The organism is Streptomyces sp. NPDC021100 (assembly GCF_044333095.1).
Classification (GTDB): domain Bacteria; phylum Actinomycetota; class Actinomycetes; order Streptomycetales; family Streptomycetaceae; genus Streptomyces.
The window spans coordinates 455,748-471,892 of record NZ_JBIRQH010000003.1 but is presented as its reverse complement, the minus strand read 5'-3'; the positions used below and the strand labels follow the sequence as shown (position 1 = coordinate 471,892).

At 71.9% G+C, this 16,145-nt stretch carries 20 protein-coding genes and 1 tRNA gene; 13 read left to right on the top strand and 8 right to left on the bottom strand.

Features of this window, described 5'->3' with window-relative positions:
* Positions 1-6 precede the first annotated feature (6 nt).
* The 3 genes from ACH4PU_RS08810 (at position 7) to ACH4PU_RS08800 (ending at position 1,884) form a co-directional block, all read left to right on the top strand.
* Positions 7-630 (top strand): HhH-GPD-type base excision DNA repair protein, encoded by a 624-nt coding sequence (locus ACH4PU_RS08810; protein ID WP_398268097.1) that lies wholly within the window; start codon positions 7-9, stop codon positions 628-630.
* 93 nt (positions 631-723) lie between these two features.
* A complete protein-coding gene (locus tag ACH4PU_RS08805) occupies positions 724-1,020 on the top strand; it encodes a type II toxin-antitoxin system VapB family antitoxin (protein WP_003986294.1) in 297 nt (98 codons plus the stop codon).
* Between the two features lie 195 nt (positions 1,021-1,215).
* Entirely contained in the window at positions 1,216-1,884 is a 669-nt protein-coding gene (locus ACH4PU_RS08800; RefSeq protein WP_398268093.1) for a LytR C-terminal domain-containing protein, read from the top strand.
* A gap of 70 nt (positions 1,885-1,954) precedes the next feature.
* Here ACH4PU_RS08800 and upp read toward each other — a convergent pair whose 3' ends face one another.
* Positions 1,955-2,590 carry a uracil phosphoribosyltransferase gene (upp, locus tag ACH4PU_RS08795; protein WP_004943140.1) on the bottom strand — a complete coding sequence of 212 codons (636 nt, stop codon included), beginning with the start codon at positions 2,588-2,590 and terminating at the stop codon, positions 1,955-1,957.
* A gap of 138 nt (positions 2,591-2,728) precedes the next feature.
* On the opposite strand from upp, the gene ACH4PU_RS08790 reads away from it, so the two are divergent.
* The 4 genes from ACH4PU_RS08790 (at position 2,729) to ACH4PU_RS08775 (ending at position 4,546) form a co-directional block, all read left to right on the top strand.
* Positions 2,729-3,016, top strand: a complete 288-nt coding sequence (locus tag ACH4PU_RS08790; protein ID WP_398268090.1) for a hypothetical protein — start codon at positions 2,729-2,731, stop codon at positions 3,014-3,016.
* Positions 3,017-3,308: 292 nt separating this feature from the next.
* Positions 3,309-3,839 carry a hypothetical protein gene (locus ACH4PU_RS08785; protein ID WP_398268506.1) on the top strand — a complete coding sequence of 177 codons (531 nt, stop codon included), beginning with the start codon at positions 3,309-3,311 and terminating at the stop codon, positions 3,837-3,839.
* 56 nt (positions 3,840-3,895) lie between these two features.
* The gene (tadA, locus tag ACH4PU_RS08780; RefSeq protein ID WP_398268087.1) at positions 3,896-4,390 is read left to right on the top strand and encodes a tRNA adenosine(34) deaminase TadA; all 495 of its coding nucleotides are present in this window, start codon (positions 3,896-3,898) and stop codon (positions 4,388-4,390) included.
* A 69-nt stretch (positions 4,391-4,459) separates the two neighbouring features.
* A tRNA-Ser gene (locus ACH4PU_RS08775) sits at positions 4,460-4,546 on the top strand.
* A gap of 56 nt (positions 4,547-4,602) precedes the next feature.
* On the opposite strand, the gene ACH4PU_RS08770 is transcribed toward ACH4PU_RS08775, so the two are convergent.
* The 4 genes from ACH4PU_RS08770 to ACH4PU_RS08755 all read right to left on the bottom strand — a co-directional run bounded on the left by ACH4PU_RS08770 (position 4,603) and on the right by ACH4PU_RS08755 (position 6,784).
* On the bottom strand, positions 4,603-4,812 hold the full coding sequence (locus tag ACH4PU_RS08770) for a hypothetical protein (RefSeq protein WP_398268084.1): 210 nt from the start codon (positions 4,810-4,812) through the stop codon (positions 4,603-4,605).
* Positions 4,776-5,519 carry a hypothetical protein gene (locus ACH4PU_RS08765; RefSeq protein ID WP_398268081.1) on the bottom strand — a complete coding sequence of 248 codons (744 nt, stop codon included), beginning with the start codon at positions 5,517-5,519 and terminating at the stop codon, positions 4,776-4,778. Before ACH4PU_RS08765 ends, ACH4PU_RS08770 begins: the two co-directional genes overlap by 37 nt.
* A gap of 108 nt (positions 5,520-5,627) precedes the next feature.
* Positions 5,628-6,149 carry a toxin-antitoxin system HicB family antitoxin gene (locus tag ACH4PU_RS08760; protein ID WP_398268079.1) on the bottom strand — a complete coding sequence of 174 codons (522 nt, stop codon included), beginning with the start codon at positions 6,147-6,149 and terminating at the stop codon, positions 5,628-5,630.
* Positions 6,150-6,283: 134 nt separating this feature from the next.
* Positions 6,284-6,784, bottom strand: a complete 501-nt coding sequence (locus tag ACH4PU_RS08755) for an STAS domain-containing protein (RefSeq protein ID WP_398268076.1) — start codon at positions 6,782-6,784, stop codon at positions 6,284-6,286.
* 744 nt (positions 6,785-7,528) lie between these two features.
* Here ACH4PU_RS08755 and ACH4PU_RS08750 point away from each other — a divergent pair.
* The 4 genes from ACH4PU_RS08750 to ACH4PU_RS08735 all read left to right on the top strand — a co-directional run bounded on the left by ACH4PU_RS08750 (position 7,529) and on the right by ACH4PU_RS08735 (position 10,248).
* Positions 7,529-7,693, top strand: coding sequence for a hypothetical protein (locus ACH4PU_RS08750; protein ID WP_004943131.1), 165 nt, complete (start codon positions 7,529-7,531; stop codon positions 7,691-7,693).
* Positions 7,694-7,790: 97 nt separating this feature from the next.
* A complete protein-coding gene (locus tag ACH4PU_RS08745; protein WP_398268072.1) occupies positions 7,791-8,084 on the top strand; it encodes a Dabb family protein in 294 nt (97 codons plus the stop codon).
* Positions 8,085-8,256: 172 nt separating this feature from the next.
* Positions 8,257-9,216: an RNA polymerase sigma factor SigF gene (locus ACH4PU_RS08740; RefSeq protein ID WP_398268069.1), complete on the top strand. Its 960-nt coding sequence runs from the start codon at positions 8,257-8,259 to the stop codon at positions 9,214-9,216.
* 198 nt (positions 9,217-9,414) lie between these two features.
* Positions 9,415-10,248 (top strand): RNA polymerase sigma factor SigF, encoded by an 834-nt coding sequence (locus ACH4PU_RS08735; RefSeq protein ID WP_004943124.1) that lies wholly within the window; start codon positions 9,415-9,417, stop codon positions 10,246-10,248.
* Positions 10,249-10,733: 485 nt separating this feature from the next.
* On the opposite strand, the gene ACH4PU_RS08730 is transcribed toward ACH4PU_RS08735, so the two are convergent.
* On the bottom strand, positions 10,734-10,955 hold the full coding sequence (locus ACH4PU_RS08730; protein ID WP_398268066.1) for a hypothetical protein: 222 nt from the start codon (positions 10,953-10,955) through the stop codon (positions 10,734-10,736).
* A 261-nt stretch (positions 10,956-11,216) separates the two neighbouring features.
* Between ACH4PU_RS08730 and ACH4PU_RS08725 the strand changes: the two genes are divergently transcribed.
* Positions 11,217-11,720: a MarR family winged helix-turn-helix transcriptional regulator gene (locus tag ACH4PU_RS08725; protein WP_398268063.1), complete on the top strand. Its 504-nt coding sequence runs from the start codon at positions 11,217-11,219 to the stop codon at positions 11,718-11,720.
* Positions 11,721-11,750: 30 nt separating this feature from the next.
* Positions 11,751-13,385 carry an MDR family MFS transporter gene (locus ACH4PU_RS08720; protein WP_398268060.1) on the top strand — a complete coding sequence of 545 codons (1,635 nt, stop codon included), beginning with the start codon at positions 11,751-11,753 and terminating at the stop codon, positions 13,383-13,385.
* 354 nt (positions 13,386-13,739) lie between these two features.
* Here the strand turns inward: ACH4PU_RS08720 and ACH4PU_RS08715 are convergent, their stop codons facing one another.
* Positions 13,740-14,540 carry a TetR/AcrR family transcriptional regulator gene (locus tag ACH4PU_RS08715; protein WP_398268057.1) on the bottom strand — a complete coding sequence of 267 codons (801 nt, stop codon included), beginning with the start codon at positions 14,538-14,540 and terminating at the stop codon, positions 13,740-13,742.
* 64 nt (positions 14,541-14,604) lie between these two features.
* Positions 14,605-16,143, bottom strand: coding sequence for an MFS transporter (locus ACH4PU_RS08710; protein WP_398268054.1), 1,539 nt, complete (start codon positions 16,141-16,143; stop codon positions 14,605-14,607).
* Between the last annotated feature and the right edge of the window lie 2 nt (positions 16,144-16,145).

Genomic DNA, 16,145 nt, shown 5'->3' with positions numbered 1-16,145 from the left:
GGTCCCATGGAGCACACCCTCCGGCTCGCCCAGCAGGAGGACGCCGACGCGCTGCTCTCCCGCAGCCCGCTCGCGGCCCTGGTCGGGATGCTGCTCGACCAGCAGATCCCGATGGAATGGGCGTTCACCGGCCCGTACACCCTCGCCCGGCGGCTCGGCCGCGACGACCTCGACGCGCACGAGATCGCCGCGTACGACCCGGAGGCGTTCGCGGAGCTCTGCGCCGCCAAGCCGGCCGTCCACCGCTATCCGGCCGCCATGGCCGAGCGGATCCAGCGGCTCTGCCGCCACCTCACCGAGCGGTACGACGGTGACGCCGCCGCCGTCTGGCGGGACGTGCCCACCGGCCCCGAACTGCTGCGCCGCCTCACCGACCTGCCGGGTTTCGGCCGGCAGAAGGCGCAGATCTTCCTCGCCCTGCTGGGCAAGCGGCTCGGGGTGCGCCCCGACGGCTGGCGGGAGGCCGCGGGCCCGTACGGCGAGGAGGGCAGCCACCGTTCGGTGGCGGACATCACCGGCCCCGACTCCCTGCGCGAGGTCCGCGCCTTCAAACAGGCGGCCAAGCAGAAGGCGAAACAGGAGCGGGAACGGGAGAAGAAACGGGGAGAGGCGGCGGCGCCGGAGCGCTGAACGGGCCGCGGCTCCCGGTATGCGGCCGATTGTCGCCTTCCGACTCCCGTGCCATGGCTGCGCTCGGCACCACCGGCCCGGTAGGCTTTCCGTGTGATCTTCAAGCGCATCGGAAACGGTCGGCCGTACCCCGACCACGGCCGGGAAAGCACCCGCCAGTGGGCGGACGTCGCCCCGCGCCCGGTACGCCTTGACCAGCTGGTGACCACCAAGCAGCAGCTCGACCTGGAAACGCTGCTCGCGGAGGACTCGACCTTCTACGGCGACCTCTTCGCCCACGTCGTGAAGTGGCAGGGCGACCTCTACCTGGAGGACGGCCTGCACCGCGCCGTGCGCGCCGCGCTCCAGCAGCGCCAGGTGCTGCACGCCCGCGTGCTCGAACTCGGCTGAGCCCCCGCGACCGGTCGCGTACCGGCCAGGATCAGCCGCGTACCGGTCCGGTCATCGCTCCGGCAGGGGCCGTCCGCCCCTCCAACCCCTTCGTTCACGGCCGTTTCCGGCCGTTATTGGCCCTTTTGGGTTGGGGTCGGCGCAACCGTTGATCATCTAGTAGGCACCGGCCCCCGCCCGCACTACGCTGCGCCCATGAGCATGCTCACCCCTCCTGGCATGGGCGGCAAGTACCGCATCACGGGCCGTCGGTTCTCGCATATGCGCCGGCCGAGGAATCCGCGGAGGGTCGTGCTCGCCGCGGTCGCCGCGGTCGCCGTCCTGGGGCTGGGCGGCTGGGGGACGGTCCAGCTCGTCGACGTCTTCTCGGGCGGGAGCGGCTCCCCGCAGGCGGCCCGGAAAAGCGCCGACTGCGGCCGGGACGGGCACGGCGACAAGACGGACGCCAGGGCCGCCGGCCGGCCGGCGCCCCGCGAACTGCCCCGGCCCGGCGACATCACCGTCAACGTCTACAACGCCACCCCGCGCAGCGGCCTGGCCAAGACGACCGCGGACGAGCTGAAGGCGCGCGGCTTCCGCATCGGCAAGGTGGGCAACGCCCCCGCGCCCTACGACAAGAACGTCGAGGGCACGGCGCTGCTGCTGGGCCCGCCCGAGGACGCCGAGGGGGCCATGCGCGTCCTGGCGGAGCAGGTCGGCGAGGCGACGGTGAAGAGCGACGTCCGCAAGGGCACGGACATCGACCTGATCATCGGCACCGGTTTCAAGGAGCTCAGGCCCGCGCCGGACGCGAGCCGGGCACCGGCCGCGCCGCGACCGGCCCCGTCGTCCCCGGCGCCCTCGAAGAGCGCGGCGAAGTGCTGAGCGCGGCGGACTGAGGCGCCGGCCGTCCGGTCAACCGGTCAGCCGGTGAACCACACAGGCGCTCAGGCGCTCAGCCGGCCGTCCCGTACATCCGGTCGCCCGCGTCCCCGAGACCCGGCACGATGTAGCCGTCCTCGTTGAGGCGCTCGTCCACGGAGGCGGTGACGACGGTCACCGGGGTGCCGGCGAGCTCGCGCTCCATGACCTCGACGCCCTCGGGGGCGGCCAGCAGGCAGATGGCGGTGACGTCGTCGGCGCCGCGCGCGATCAGCTCGCGGATCGCCGCGACCAGCGTGCCGCCGGTGGCCAGCATCGGGTCGAGCACGTACACCTGGCGGCCCGAGAGGTCGTCCGGCATCCGCGTCGCGTACGTCTCCGCCTTGAGGGTCTCCTCGTTGCGGATCATGCCCAGGAAGCCGACCTCGGCCGTGGGCAGCAGCCGGACCATGCCGTCGAGCATGCCCAGACCGGCCCGGAGGATCGGCACCACCAGCGGGCGGGGGTGGGACAGCTTGACACCGGTGGTCGCGGTGACCGGCGACTCGATGTCGACCTGTTCGGTCCGCACGTCCCGCGTGGCCTCGTAGGCGAGCAGGGTGACCAGCTCGTCGGCGAGCCGCCGGAACGTGGGGGAGTCGGTGCGCTTGTCGCGCAGCGTGGTGAGTTTGTGCGCCACCAGCGGGTGGTCGACGACGTGGATCCGCATGACATCGACATTATCCGAGCTTTCGGACACCGGCTCCCGGCCCCACGGTGGCATCACACCACCGCTCAGGGGGAAAGTGGGCACGTACGCCCGGCCTGCTCCGCCGGGCGAGACCCTCGGCACGAGGTGGTGCTGCGCATGGCCGAGCGCGACGAACGCGGACCGGGAGCCCGTAAGGGCCCCCAAAGCCCGGCGGAACCGGCGGTTTCGGGGAAACGGCCCAGGGAGCGTCCCCGGGAACGCTCCCGCGAACGCCCGCAGGACCCGGACAACCCCCTGGACGACGACGGGGAGCGGCGGCGCCGGCGCGCCCAGTTCCTCCGTGAGCTGAACGAGGCCCGGGAGCTCCGCGACCGGGTGCAGCCGCGCCGCGCGCGGGCGGCGAGAATGCGCCAGCAGATGCGCATGCGGACGTTCAGATGGTGAGCTGAGCGGACGGCGGCCGCCGCCGTCCCGGTGACGGCCGTCACGCCGCCGCCGTTTCCCGTAAGGCGCTCCGGGGCGGCCCCCGAACACACCCCGGATGGCCGCCCGGGGGCGCCCCCACGGGTCCGCGCCCCCGGAACGTCCCCGGAAAAGTCCCGGGAATCTCTCGGACTACTGCACGACGCAGCGCGGAAGACCTCTCGCAACGGCCGGGTTTCTGCCACGATTCCGAGTGGGCGGGGTGCTCTCCCCGTCCGGCCCGGCACCGCCTATGACCAGTGGGAGAGTCACGGTGTACTTCGCCGCATTGCTCGCGCGCTCCGACGACGGGTGGGAAGCGAGCGACACAGACCTCGACAACGTGGAAACCCTGTCCGACCTCGTCGACCTGGCCCATGAGAGCTCGATCGCCGACGACACGGTCCTGGTGCTGATCGAGCAGGAGGACGCCTGGTTCGGCATCGTCCGGGTGGACGGAGAGGACGACCCGCGGATCTTCCTCTCCGACAGCCTGCTCGCCAAGCGGAGTTCCTACGGCTCCATGCTCGTCGACGAGATCGTCGGCCGCGACGACAGCGACGCCGACGACCTCGACACCCTCGACCTCGACGGCACCGAGGACGGCGAGCCGGAGCCCGCCGAGGACGAGACCGACACCGCGGACGCCGCCGCGACGACGGTGCCGAGCGGCCCGCTGGGCGACCCCCGGCTGCTGGAGGACGTCGGCATCGGCGAGCGCCGGCTCCTCGCCCTCAACGGGGACGCCCTCAGCGAGATCGCGGACGCCCTCGGCTGCACCGACGTCCTGGAGGCCGTCCGCTGACGGCCGTGGGGAGCGCGGGGAGCGCGGCCCGGCGGGGCTCGCCCACACTGGTGTCCATGAACGACGCCGCCCCCGGCCGCCCGCCCGGCCCCGACCCCGTCCGCGATCCCTGGCTCCCCGCGATGCGGGCCGCCCTGGAGGAGGCCGCGCGGGCCCCCGGGACGGGCGACGTCCCGGTCGGGGCCGTCGTCCTGGCCCCGGACGGCACGGTCATCGGCCGCGGCCGGAACGAACGCGAGGCCACCGGCGACCCCACCGGCCACGCGGAGGTGCTCGCCGTCCGCGAGGCCGCCCGCGCCGTCGGCGAGTGGCGGCTGTCCGGCTGCACCCTGGTCGTCACCCTGGAACCGTGCACGATGTGCGCCGGCGCCATCGTCCTCTCCCGGCTCGACCGCGTCGTCTACGGCGCCGCCGACGCGAAGGCCGGCGCGGCGGGCTCCCTCTGGGACGTGGTCCGCGACCGCCGCCTCAACCACCGCCCCGAGGTCATCGCCGGCGTCCTCGCCGACGAGTGCGCCGCCCTCCTCACCGACTTCTTCCGCACCCGCTGAGCCCCCTCCACCCCGGTCTCCGAAGAACCGATTTCGGACCACGGCCACTCGTCCGCTAAGCTCTCTCTCGGTAGCGTGTCCGAGCGGCCTAAGGAGCACGCCTCGAAAGCGTGTGAGGGGGCAACTCCTCCGTGGGTTCAAATCCCACCGCTACCGCTCTTCAGACGAAGGGCCCGACCTGATTCAGGTCGGGCCCTTCGTCGTGCTCCGTCTCAGTTTCCGTCTCGTTTGGCTTCCTCGGGGTCCGCGGGCGGCTTCTCCGGCGCCTCGTCCGCCGGCTTCCAGATGAGCCCGCCGACCCGCCGGGCGACGTCCTGCCGGATGGGGTCGATCACGTGCTGGTAACGGGCGGCCATGGCGGTGGACGACCAGCCCATGACGGACATCACAGTGCGCTCGGGGACTCCCAGGATGAGGAGCACCGTGGAGGCCGTGTGCCGGGCATCGTGAAGACGGCCGTCGCGTACGCCCGCCGCTGGAGGGTGACCCGGCCGCGGACCACCTCGTCCAGCCGGATGCCGCCGTTGGCGGACCGGGCGTCGACGTCCCCGCGCGCGGTGCCGACGGTGATGGGTCCGTTCGACGAGCCGACCCGGAGGCCGCCGCCGACCTCGCCGAGCACCGTCTCGCCGTTGAGGTTCTTGACCGTGGCGGTGCCGCGGATCACACCCGCGTCGATCGGGCCCGCGCCGACGAGTTCGGCGTCGCCCCGCGCACGGTCGAGCCGGATGCCGCCGTGGCTCGTCCGCAGCCACGCCGCCGCCGTCTCGCCGGCGCGGACGTGCCCGGTCGAGGTCTTCAGCCGGCAGTCGCCGAGGCGGCCCTCGCAGAGGAGGTCGCCGATGAGCGCGGTGGCCCGGACGTCGGAACCGGCCGGCAGCTCGATCCGTACCTCGACCGAGCCGGTCGGGCCGAACAGCGACCGCTGCCGGGGCCCCTTGACCAGCAGGGCGCCGTCCGAGCAGGCGATACGGGTCTGCGCGGCCGCCCGGACGTCCGCTTCCTCTCCGGGGTCGGTCGGCAGGACCTCGACGACGGTGTCCTCGCGATCGCCGGCGGTGACGCGGAGCAGTCCGATGTCGAACTCGACGGTGGCACCGACCGGTTCGGGCGTATCGAAAATGGGCATGGCTGTGCCGTCCTCATGACTGGGTGGGAGGCGGGCGAACGAAAGGATGCGGCAAGGGCGCCATCATGGCGCCAAGGTGACGTCAGATGTGTGCGGACCCGCGCCGGATCAGCGGACCCAGCCCGTGAAGCTCTGCCCCCGGTGCCGCGTGGAGCCGGCCGGGCGGCCGGCACGCTCGCCCGCCTCCAGCGCGGCGGCGACGGCCCGGACCAGCCAGGCGTTCACCGACAGCCCCTCCCGCGCGGCGGCCTCCTCGGCCCGCGCCTTGAGGTGGGCGGGAAGCCGCAGGTTGACGCGGGCGGTGCCGCCCTCGTCGCCGTCGCCCTGGGCGGGGGCCGGCGGCAGGGCGGCCTCGGGTGCCGCGGCCTCCGCGTAGGGTCCCTGAGCCGGCGGCGGCGTCACCACGAACTCCGGGTCCAGGCCGCGGAGCCGTACGTCGACCGAGCCCGGCGCCAGGTCGCGGGTGACCTCCTCCATGGCGGTGGAGAGCGCGTTGAGCAGGGTGAGCCGGGCGGCCGACTCCAGCGGCGCGGACAGCCGTTCGGCCAAGGCGCGCGCGTCGTCCCCGCCCGCGCTCGCGGCGACCGCGAGCTCCTGGCGGAGGGTGTCGACGTAGGGGGTGAGGTCCATGGCACCACTATGGCGCCACCATGGCGCCCCCGCAAGGCAGTTGACGCCACCAAAGGCATCGCGGGGGACCCGCGGCGCACGGCGCAGGTGGGCGGAGGCGCCTTTCCGGCCACCGCCGCACCACCGTTCGTCCGCTACGCCGGGACGTTTCCGTCCCGCGGTCCGCACGTCACCTCGTCCTCGCCGGGGGCGGCGGGGGTTCCGGTCGCCGTGCCCGGCGCTCCGGGTACACCAGGAGCGCCGGAAGCCTCCGACGCGGGGGCGCCGGCCGCGCCCGGCGCCCCGAGTGCGGCCGGCAGGCCCGGGGGCGCGTCGAGCCAGTGGAAGGCCGGCTCGAGGCGGACGACGCGGATCACCTTGGACACGCGCGGGCCGCCCCGCACCACCCGCAGCCGGCCGCCGCCGCGGGCCACCCGGTTGCGGGCGCGGAGCAGCAGGCGGAGGCCGCTCGCGTCCAGGAAGGTCACACCGCGCAGGTCGATGACGAGGTCGGCGTGGCGGCGGCCGGCCAGGGCCTCCAGCCGGGGGCCGAGCTCCTGCTCGGCCAGGATGTCGATCTCTCCGGACAGTTCAATGGTGACCGCTCCCCCCGCCACACGCTCCCGCATGGTGAAGGCGAGCTCGTACCCGCCCATGCGAACCTCACCGTTCTCCCTCACTCAGGTACCGCAGCACACCGGATCCCGTTCCCACGTGACAGCACCGGGACGGCCGCTCCGGCGAGCCGGTGAGCGCCTCGGGCCGTGTGCCTTTCTGGTGCCCCGGCGCCGGGCTCTTCTCACCTCAACTGACCCAGAGTTCATCCGTGTTGGAAACTTTCGCGGTATCGCCGGGAGGGTTGTACGGATTCGGGCGGCGGAATCACCGGAATTGCACGAGCATGACCGAATGCGGGGGAAGAGAAGGCGGCGGGTTCCGCGCACCGGAGAAGTTCCGCGCGCCGGAGAAGAGTCCGCGCCTCGGAGAAGAGGGGGAGAAGGCGGGGGGAAGCGGCATCGGGGGGACAAGCCGCTTCCCCCCATGAGGACCGGACCCCGAGTACGGGCCGCAGTCAGGGGGAAGCTCGCGGCCCGGACCCCGCAGAGGGGTTCCATGTCCCAGGCCCGTCGGATTCCTGCCAGATCCGGCGGGCACTCCCCCATCCTCCGCTCCGGAAAACGGCGGACGGGTGGGCGAAGGACCCCCTTCGCCGGGGCTTAAGTCCTTAAAGATGGCGTGAGTGGCCGCTGTCAGGGGGCGGCCGACCGGGAAATCCCCCGGCGATCCGCACCGGACCGACGACCGACTCCCTCCCGGCTTCGTCCATCTGTGCGGATAGACTCTCGCAAGCGCTACGGGGGACTTCGACGGAAGAAGGCGGACGGGGAGGCGGCAGCGGCATGGCGCAGGCCAAGAAGATCACGTTCTGGGTGCTCGCCGTTTTCATCGGCTACACGATCATCCATTCCCCGGCCAGGGCGGCGGAGCTCGTCCAGATCGGCTTCGAGGGGATCTCGGACGCCGCCAAGAGCATCGGCGAGTTCATGACCGAGCTGATCAAGTGAGCTCCCGCCGTCCGGAGCCTCCGTGCGCCGCGGGCCGACGCGCCACAGGCCCCGCATCCCCCTTCGTGCACCCCGTCGTCCGGAAGGCGGCCATCCGATGATCCGTCACCTCGTCCTGTTCAAGCTCAACGAGGGCGTCGAGCGCGACGACCCCCGCGTCCTCGCCGGCGTCCAGGCGTTCGAGAAGCTGGGCGGGGAGATCCCCGAGCTCCGCTTCTGGGAGTGCGGCTGGAACGTCTCCGACCGCCCGATCGCGTACGACTTCGCGATCAACTCCGCCGTCGAGGACACCGAGGCCCTCCAGCGCTACCTCGACCACCCGGCCCACCAGGCGGGTGTCGGCCTGTGGCGGGAGTTCGCCACGTGGGTGATCGCCGACTATCCGTTCTGAGCCCCATTCCCCGCCGGAGCCCCGGCAAAGGCCCCTCGCCACCACGGCGAGGGGCCTTTTTCCCGCGGTCAACACGGCGTTATGCGGTGCTTGCACACAGTGGACATGTCTTGTGATGCTATGACCGCTTTTGACGGATGAGTTGACCTGGAGCTGACCGCGAAGGGGTGGTGTGACCGTGCCGGCCCGTACAGCGTCAGAGGAGACGTCGGCGTCAGAAGAGAACCCCCCGCCACCGCGGGAGGCCCAGCGGGAGATTCCGCGAGAGATCCCGCGAGAGACCCGCCGGGAAGCCCGGCCAGACGCCCGGCAGGACGCCCCGCCTGAAGTCCAGCAGGAGGCCCCGCGGGAACCGCAGACGCGGGAGAGCCGGGGCGCGGACGCCCGGGCGCTGACGCAGGTGCTCTTCAAGAAGTTCGCCACCCTGGAACCCGGCACGCCGGAGCACGCCCGCGTGCGCGCCGCCCTGATCGAAGCCAACCTCCCCCTCGTGCGGTACGCCGCGGCGCGTTTTCGCAGCCGCAACGAGCCCATGGAGGACGTCGTCCAGGTCGGCACCATCGGCCTCATCAACGCCATCGACCGCTTCGACCCCGACCGCGGGGTGCAGTTCCCGACGTTCGCGATGCCCACCGTCGTCGGCGAGATCAAGCGCTACTTCCGCGACAACGTGCGGACCGTGCACGTACCGCGCCGGCTGCACGAGCTGTGGGTGCAGGTCAACGGGGCCACCGAGGACCTGACCGTGCTGCACGGCCGGTCGCCGACCACCGCCGAGATCGCCGAACGCCTCAAGATCGGCGAGGACGAGGTGCTCGCCTGCATCGAGGCCGGGCGCTCGTACCACGCCACCTCGCTGGAGGCCGCCCAGGAGGGCGACGGGCTGCCCGGTCTGCTGGACCGGATCGGGTACGAGGACCCCGCGCTGGCCGGGGTCGAACACCGCGATCTGGTGCGCCACCTGCTCGTCCAGCTGCCGGAGCGCGAGCAGCGCATCCTGCTGCTGCGCTATTACAGCAATCTGACGCAGTCGCAGATCAGCGCGGAGCTGGGGGTGTCGCAGATGCACGTGTCGCGGCTGCTCTCCCGGAGCTTCGCCCGACTGAGATCCGCAAACCGTATCGACGCCTAACCCTTGTGGGTGACATCCTCTCCGGACTCCCCGGCAGATATGTCGACTTGACGCTACAGCGCGTTGCCGACATGTGACATTCTGCTGGAACTGCGTTTGCCACAGCGCAGCCTCCGGTATTCAGGTGGGGGCTGCACCCTCGGCCGAATCCGCGGCCGGGGGTGTGCTGTGATCCGTCCGCGACCTCAAGGGGGTGGCATGTCCGTAGACCTGGGCAGCGCGAAGGTGCTCACCAACGACGCACCGCACGCCGTGCTCGACGACTGCGAAGCCATCGACACCCGCACCCTCTCCCGCTCCCTGTTCCTGCGGCTGGCGGCCCTGGACCGGGACAGCGCCGAGCGTACGTACGTCCGTGACACCCTCATCGAGCTCAACCTCCCCCTCGTGCGCTACGCGGCGGCACGGTTCCGGAGCCGCAACGAGCCGATGGAGGACATCGTCCAGGTCGGCACCATCGGACTGATCAAGGCCATCGACCGGTTCGACTGCGAACGCGGGGTGGAGTTCCCGACGTTCGCGATGCCCACGGTCGTCGGCGAGATCAAACGCTTCTTCCGGGACACCAGCTGGTCGGTGCGGGTGCCACGGCGCCTGCAGGAGCTGCGGCTCGCCCTGACCAAGGCCAGCGACGAGCTCGCGCAGAAGCTGGACCGCTCCCCGACCGTGCCCGAACTGGCGCTGTGCCTGGGCGTCTCCGAGGAGGACGTGGTCGACGGGCTGGCGGTGGGCAACGCCTACACGGCCAGCTCGCTGGACTCCCCCTCGCCGGAGGACGACGGCGGCGAGGGCTCGCTCGCCGACCGACTGGGCTACGAGGACACGGCACTGGAGGGCGTCGAGTACCGGGAGTCGCTGAAGCCGCTGCTGGCCAAGCTGCCCCCGCGCGAGCGCCAGATCATCATGCTCCGCTTCTTCGCCAACATGACGCAGTCGCAGATCGGCGAGGAGGTCGGCATCTCGCAGATGCACGTCTCCCGGCTGCTCACCCGGACGCTCTCCCAGCTCCGCGAGGGCCTCATCTCCGACTGAGCCGCACCGCCCACCCACTCGCAGGCAGGACGGACCACCGGTCGACCGACCCCGGTACGGCAGCGGCGGACCGCGACACGCAGGTCGCGGCGGGGGCCGCCGGGCCGTCCGGCAGGTACGCGGCGCCTCCGGCGCCGGCACGCCCGGCCCGCCGCCCCCTCCAGGGACGGCCGCGGGTCCGATGCCTCATCCCGCCCGGCGGACACCCCGCCCCGGGGAGGCACCCGTCGCGTGCGCGCACATCAGAAGCGGGCGGGCCCAAAGCGGGCCGAAAGGACTCAAAAGCTTCAAGGGCTTCGGGGCGCGAGCCGAAAGAGCCGCGCCATCGCGTCAGCCGAGCCTGCGTGTCAGCCGAGCCTTCGTATCAGCGGAACTCGAGCCGCAGCCGCGCCCTCACGTCAGCCGAGTACGAGCCTCAGCCGAGCCCTCGCATCAGCCGAGCACGAGCCGCAGCCGCGCCCTCGCGCCAGTCACGCCCCCCCGCGTCAGCCGAGTGCGAGCCAGGCGACCGCCGCCACGACCGCCAGCGCCGCCACGACGCCGAGGATCACTCCCACCCGGGGACCGGACGAGGACGAGCGCCCATGGCTCGCCGGAGCGGCCGCGCGGGGCCCGGGAGCGCCCTCGTCGACGAAGGCGCGGAACATCTGAGTGCTGCCCGCGGGGTCGTAGTTGCCCTCGGGACGCTGCTGATGGGGGTTGGCCATGGACCAGGACCCTAGCGAAGACGGCCCAGCCCCCGCGCGCGGGGCGGCACTCCCCGCGTCCGCGGCCGGCGCGCGTACCTCCTCCACGCCCCCCGGCACGCACCCCCGCCACCCCAGCCCACCACGGCACCGCGCTCCGTCACACCTCTGTCACTCATCGTTTTATCGTTGAACTTGACCTCGCCTTTACCGCTTTTCGTTTGCCTTCAGCAACCAACAACCTCTATGGTTGCCCTAAGCAACTTAAAACGGGAGGATCCGTTGGCCGCGCACGAGCAGTACCAAGAGCTCGCCCAGCAGCTCAGCGCCATCGGCGTCATCAAGCGCGGCCTCGCCCGGGTCCTTCCCCCCGACTGCCCGCCCACCTCGGTCATCGTGCTCACCCTGCTCAAGCGGTACGGCGAGATGCGGATGAGCAAGCTCGCGGAGCTGCTGGTCGTCGACATGTCGGTGACCAGCCGCCACGTGGCGTACGCCGCGGAACGGGGCTGGCTCGACCGGCAGCCGGACCGGCTGGACAAGCGCTCCCGGCTGCTGCGCCTCACCCCCAGCGGCGAGGCGCTGCTGGACGACGTCAGCGCCCGCTACACCGAGGCCCTGGCGCACTGCCTGGGTGACTGGAGCGACGCGGAGATCGCCCAGATCGTCGGCCTGCTCGGCCGGCTCCGGGAGAGCTTCGGCGAGTGCCACCGGCCCGTCGCCCCCGGCGGGGCCTCCCCGGCGCACGACCTCGCGGCCTGCCCGTCGGCCCGTACACCCCACTGACCGCCCGACAGCATCACGAAAAGGAAGTTCATGGCCAAGACCACACCGTCAGGTGTGCGGGGCAGCCACACCGATCACGCCCCGTCCGACGCGCCCGGCATCGACATGACGCACAGCCAGATCATGCGTGCGCTGTCCGGCCTGCTGCTCGGCATGTTCGTGGCGATCCTGTCGTCGACGATCGTCTCCAACGCGCTGCCCGAGATCATGCACGATCTGCACGGCAGCCAGTCCGCCTACACCTGGACCGTCACCGCCGCGCTGCTCGCGATGACCGCGTCGACGCCGCTGTGGGGCAAGCTCTCCGACCTCTTCAGCAAGAAGCTGCTGGTCCAGGCCGCGCTGGTGGTCTACGTCGCCGGTTCCGTGGTGGCCGGTCTGTCGCAGAACACGAGCATGCTCATCGCCTGCCGTGTCGTGCAGGGCATCGGCGTCGGCGGTCTGTCGGCCCTCGCCCAGATCGTCATGGCCGCGATGATCTCGCCGCGCGAGCGCGGCCGGTACAGCGGTTACCTGGGCGCCACGTTCGCCGTCGCCACCGTCGGTGGTCCGCTGCTCGGTGGCGTGATCACCGACACCAGCTGGCTCGGCTGGCGCTGGTGCTTCTACGTCGGTGTGCCGTTCGCGGTCCTCGCCCTGATCGTGCTCCAGCGCACCCTGCACCTCCCGGTCGTCAAGCGGCAGGTGAAGGTGGACTGGCTCGGCGCGTTCTTCATATCCGCCGCCGCCACGCTGCTGCTGGTCTGGGTGACCCTGGCCGGCAAGAACTACGACTGGCTGTCCTGGCAGACCGCCGTCATGGTCAGCGGCTCCGTCCTGCTGGGCGCCATCTTCATCCTGGTCGAGTCCAAGGCCGCCGAACCGATCATCCCGCTGCGGCTGTTCCGCAACAAGACGATCGCCCTCGCCTCGGCGTCGAGCCTCTTCGTCGGTGTCGCGATGTTCAGCGCCACCGTCTTCCTCTCGCAGTACTTCCAGCTCGCCCGCGGCAAGACGCCGACCATGTCCGGCGTCATGACCATCCCGCTGATCGCCGGTCTGTTCATCTCCTCGACCGTGTCCGGTCAGATCATCACCAAGACCGGCCGCTGGAAGGCATGGCTGGTCTCCGGTGGCGTCCTGCTCACCGCCGGTCTGGGCCTGCTGGGCAGCATCCGGTACGACACCCCGTACTGGCAGCTCGCCTGCTACATGGCGCTCATGGGCCTCGGCATGGGCATGATGATGCAGAACCTGGTGCTCGCCGCGCAGAACCAGGTCGCCCCCAAGGACCTCGGCGCCGCCAGCTCCGTCGTCACGTTCTTCCGCTCCCTCGGTGGTGCGGTCGGCGTCTCGGCGCTGGGCGCGGTCATGGCCAACCGGGTCACGGACTACGTCAAGGACGGTCTGACCGCCCTCGGCCCGAAGGGCGCGGCCATCGCCAAGCAGGCCGGTGGCGGCGGGGGCATCCCGGACGTCAAGCACCTGCCCGAGCCGCTGCGTTCGATCATGGAGAGCGCCTACGGGCACGGCGTCGGCGACGTCTTCACCTACGCCGCGCCGACCGCGCTGGTCGCCTTCCTGCTGACCCTGTTCATCAAGGAAGTGGCCCTCAAGGGCCGGCCCGGCGCGCCGGCGGACTCCTCCGCTCCGGCGAAGGACACCGAGCCGGCGAACGCCGCCTGAGGCCCACGCCTCACAGACTCCGGCCGGACGTCCACGAGCGGGGACGCCGGCCGGCGGCCCGGGGCCGAACGGCATGAAATGACCCCGGGCGAACGGCCCCGGAAGCGGTGCGCACACAAGGCAGGGGACGGCCTGCGCGCGGCTTCCGGGGCCGAGTGCTTTCGCTCACCGATGGCGAAGGCGGTGAAGGCCCCCGTCCGCGAAGGAATCTCCTTCGCGGACGGGGGCCTTCGTCGTTTCCGGGCCGCACGGAGCGTCCGGGACGCACGGAGTCTCCGGGACGCACGGAGCCTCCGAGAAATGCGATCTCCAGGCCGCACGGCCGGGGCTTCACCGCCTCGGGGCAGGGGGAGGTTACGACGACGCCTCGTCCAGCGCCCGGCCCCGCATCACCTCGATGCCCGCGATCACCGTGTCCAGCCCGACGGCGAAATCGCGCTCCCACATGTCGTCGATCGACCCGTCGCGCACCCTGTGCGCCATCTCCACGCTCTCCTGATACCGGGTCGCGAAGTCCGCCCGCTCGGTCAGCGTGTTCGTGACCTCCTTGAAGTACTGGTCCTGCTCGACGCCCGCCGCCCGGCAGCGCTCCTCGTAGAGCGTCTGGACGGTGGCGAAGCCGTAGACGAACTGGAACAGCGCGCCGAGCGAACCCGCGATCCGGCTCGGCTCGACCCCGCTGCGCCGGAGCACCCGGAGGGTGACGTCGGAGAACCGCATCGCCTTGGGGCCGATGTTGAGGTACTGGCCGACGAGCCGGGCCACCCACGGGTGCCGGGTGAGCAGCCCGCGGTACTCACCCGCGAGGTGCCGGAGCTGATCGCGCCAGTCGGCGTCCGCGGCGTCCGGGTCGGGGAGCGCGATCTCGCCGCTCGCCTCGTCCAGGGCCAGTTCGAGGAGGTCGTCCTTGTTGTCGACGTACCAGTAGACCGACATGGCGGTCACCCCGAGCTCGGCGGCCAGGCGGCGCATCGAGAACTTGGCCAGCCCCTCGGCGTCGAGCAGGCGGATGGCGGCCGCGATGATCCGCTCGCGGTCCAGCGAGCCCGGCTGTTCCCGGGACCGGTCGGCGGACGCCCTGCGCCGCGGGGAGGGTTTCTCCTCGGCCAGCCAGATGCTGGTCCTCGGGTTCCCCGCGCGATTGCCGTCGGCCATGCGTTCCCTCTCCACCACTTCGCTGCTCCGTCCTCGATGCTAGGCCCTGCCGGCTGCGCCGCTCTCAAACACCCGGCCCCGCCGGGGCGGCCGGCGCGGCGTCGGCCCGCTCGGCCCTGCGCAGCAGGAAGGCCGCCACGACGCCGCCGGCCAGCACGGCCGCCGCGCCGACCAGCTGGCCCGCCTGCACACCGGACGCGAACGCGTCCTGCACCGCGGAGCGCTGCGCGGCCGTCCGGGCCTCGCCCAGGGCCTCCGGCAGCGAGCCGGCCCCGGCGGCGACGGCCGGGAGCAGCGCGGCGAAGCGGGAGTTGAGCACCGCGCCGAGGACGGCGACGCCGAGCCCGTTGCCGAACTCCTGGAGCGTGCCGTTGACACCCGCGCCGACCCCGGCCTTCTCCGGCGGGATGGCCGACATGATCGCGGTGGCCATGGCCGGCGTGGCCAGGGCGATGCCGGTGCCCATCAGGATCAGGCCGGCGAGCATCCCGCCGTACCCGTGCGCGCCCGTCCAGGCGATCACGGCCAGGCCGGCGGCCAGCAGCGTCATGCCGCCGGCGATGGTGAGCGGGCCGCCGAGCTTCGTCATCAGCCGGGCGCCGACGCCCGTGAGGTTGAGGACGACGATCATCAGGGCCAGCGGCGTCATCCGCAGCCCGGTCTCCAGCGGGCCGTAGTGCAGCACCAGTTGGAGGTGCGAGGTGAGCAGGAAGAACGATCCGCCCATGCCCAGCGCCACCAGGATCCCGCCCATGACGGCCGCGACGAAGCGGCGGTTGCGGAAGAAGTGCATGTCGAGCATGGGGTACGGGATGCGCAGCTCCCAGAGGACGAACGCGGCCATGATCAGGACGCCGACGCCGCCCGAGAGCAGCACCCGGCCGGACGTCCAGCCGTGCTCGGGGCCGGAGATGATCGCGAAGACGATGCCGGTCATGCCGAGAGTGGAGAGCAGGGCTCCGAGGTAGTCGGGGCGGTCGCCGGCCGGGTTCTTGGACTCGGGCACCAGCTTGAGCACGGCGACCAGGCCGATGACCGCCACCGGGATGTTGACCAGGAAGATCGAGCCCCACCAGAAGTGGTCGAGGAGGGTGCCGCCGATCAGCGGTCCGCAGGCGAAGCCGAGCGAGCCCACCGCGCCCCAGATGCCGATCGCCTTGGTGCGCTCCTCGTCGTCGAAGACCTGGACGACGACGGCGAGCGTGGTGGTCATCAGCAGCGCGCCGCCGACGCCCATGCCGGCCCGCGCGGCGATCAACTGGCCCGTCGTCTCCGACAGTCCGGCGCCGAGCGAGCCCAGGCCGAACAGCGCGAGCCCGGTGGCCAGCATCTTCTTCCGGCCGTAGCGGTCGGCGAGGTTGCCGGCGGTGAGCAGCAGACCCGACTGCACCAGCGAGTACGCGTTGAGCATCCACTGGATGTCGGCGGTCGCGGCGCCCATCTCCGTGGTGAGGGACGGGATCGCCACATTGAGAACGGTGTTGTCGAGCAGCACGGTGAGCTGCGCGAGGCATATGACGCCCAGGATCACCCAGCGGGTGGGGTGACGGACGGGGTGAGGTGCTTGTGAAGAGGGTGACGCGACAGGGGTGGACGCCGCCATGG